The following is a 1,892-nucleotide window of genomic DNA, read 5'->3' as shown; positions in this document are numbered from 1 at the left end:
CGGGAGCCACTATGATCAGCGGAATGTTCAGCATGCCGGTGTAGTCGTACGGTCTCTTGAGCAGCCCTTCGAGCAGCCTCCTGTCATCCTTGGTAAGCGAATAGATCGGCATCCCCATATGATCGCCGTAAATGACGATCATGCTTTTCTCCCAGAGCCCGGCCGCTTTCAGGCGGTCGACGAATTGGCCCAGCGCGAAATCTGCATAATTCTGGGAACGGATATAATCGCCGACGAACGTGTCGTTGAAGCGTTCGGGCAGCTTCATTTTGTTTTTGCGCGGCGGAAGGTTGAACGGATGGTGTCCCGACATCGAGACGAGTGCCGCATAGAACTTGGCGCCCTGTGCGTCATAACGGGCCAACTCTTCCACCGTCTTGCGGTAAAGCACCTCGTCGGAGGAGCCGAAATGAACCCAATCCTCATCCTTGAAAAACGAGCTGTCGTAATAACGGTTGAATCCCAACGCCTGGTACAGTTGATCCCGATTCCAGAAGTTCACGTCATTGGTGTGGAACGTCATGGTTTCGTAGCCCATGGCCTCCAAAAGCTTCGGCAGGCTCGGCAGCGCTTTGCCCGCGTATACCGCGGAAGCGGCTCCGGCGGGCGGCGTGTAGAGCGAAGTGTTGGCCGTGTACTCGGAGTCGGAGGTGTTGCCGGCGCCGACCTGTTGATAGAAGCGGGGAAAATACAAGCCCTCCCGTTTAAGTCCGTTCAGCACCGGGGTCACTTCCTGGCCGTCGACGCGCAGATCGAGCATGATGTTCTGGAACGCTTCCAGCTGCAGGAAGATGATGTTTCGGCCTTCGGCCGCGCCCCAGCCCACCGGATCGGCCGCCGGCCGAATACCTTTCAACCGCTGCACGGCTTCCCTTGTCACGGTATCCGGATCGACCGTTTCCTTCATGCCGGAAGCGAGAATCGCATAGGCCTCGTAATTGATGACGCCCATTCGCTCGGCCTGCTTCAGCTCGTTCACGATACCGCGGTTAGACAGCACCTGTGTCAGACTGACGGCCAGCATGCCCGCAGCAAGGGCCGCGAAAAAGGCGCGATGGCCGATGCCGGGTCTGCCTGCCTCCGCCGCCCATAAGCGAAACCTTTTGCTCCAAAGCCACAGCCCGACGATCGCAAGCAGGTCGATGAATATGAGCAGGAAGTAAGGATGCATCAGCTGGAAAACGCTGCCTTTGACTTCGGTTACCTGGCCGACCTGCGCCAAGGCGTGATACGTCACGATGATTCCGAAATATTTGTAATACATGACGACGGCAAAATAAATACAGGTGTAGATCAGATTGACGCTCCAGTAGGCAGTCAGCTTCCGCTTGGAGGCGAGCGCTTCGATCAGGCCGAAGGCCAGCCATGCCGAAGGCAGGGACGACAGCAAAGGATTAAAGCCGACGTTGCCGAAAACGACGGCCGAAGTCATGTAGAATTTGGCTGCGATCAATAAGGTGAATACCGTAAAAGGGCGGCTAAGCGCATAGCGTAAACTTGCAGGCATCCTGATTCCTCCAACGCTGATCTCGAACTTCATTTCCTCATCATAACGTATCCACTCTTCCACTTCCACTAACAGAGCCGCCGCTCCGCCGCACACGGCTCCTGTTTGGGTCATCCCAAACGAGCGCCGGCATCGCGCGTGTCATCACGCCGTCCGGAATGGTGTGAAGAATAGTATGACGGGCACAAGCTGGTCATGCGGATGCCGGTCCTGCGGCTGGGTGATATACTGATAGTCAAAAGCGCTTGCGGTACGCGAGGGCATGACCGCGGTGCGCGAACGCGCGGAAAGGAGCGGATACTTATGCTGACGGACAAACGTGTCGCGACGGAATCGGCGGCGTTCACCGGGCCGGCGACTGCCATGGCAGCCGCAACGGCAGCGG

Annotated in this window: 1 protein-coding gene; it reads right to left on the bottom strand. The window is 57.5% G+C overall.

Going from position 1 to position 1,892, the window contains the following annotated elements:
* A partial coding sequence (locus BG52_RS05740) for an LTA synthase family protein (protein ID WP_223298927.1) occupies positions 1-1,621 on the bottom strand: 1,621 nt, incomplete at its 3' end.
* Between the last annotated feature and the right edge of the window lie 271 nt (positions 1,622-1,892).

This window comes from Paenibacillus darwinianus (assembly GCF_000598065.1).
GTDB lineage: Bacteria > Bacillota > Bacilli > Paenibacillales > Paenibacillaceae > Paenibacillus_I > Paenibacillus_I darwinianus.
The sequence above is the reverse complement of the archived record's forward strand: the minus strand, read 5'-3'. Positions and strand labels throughout refer to the sequence as shown.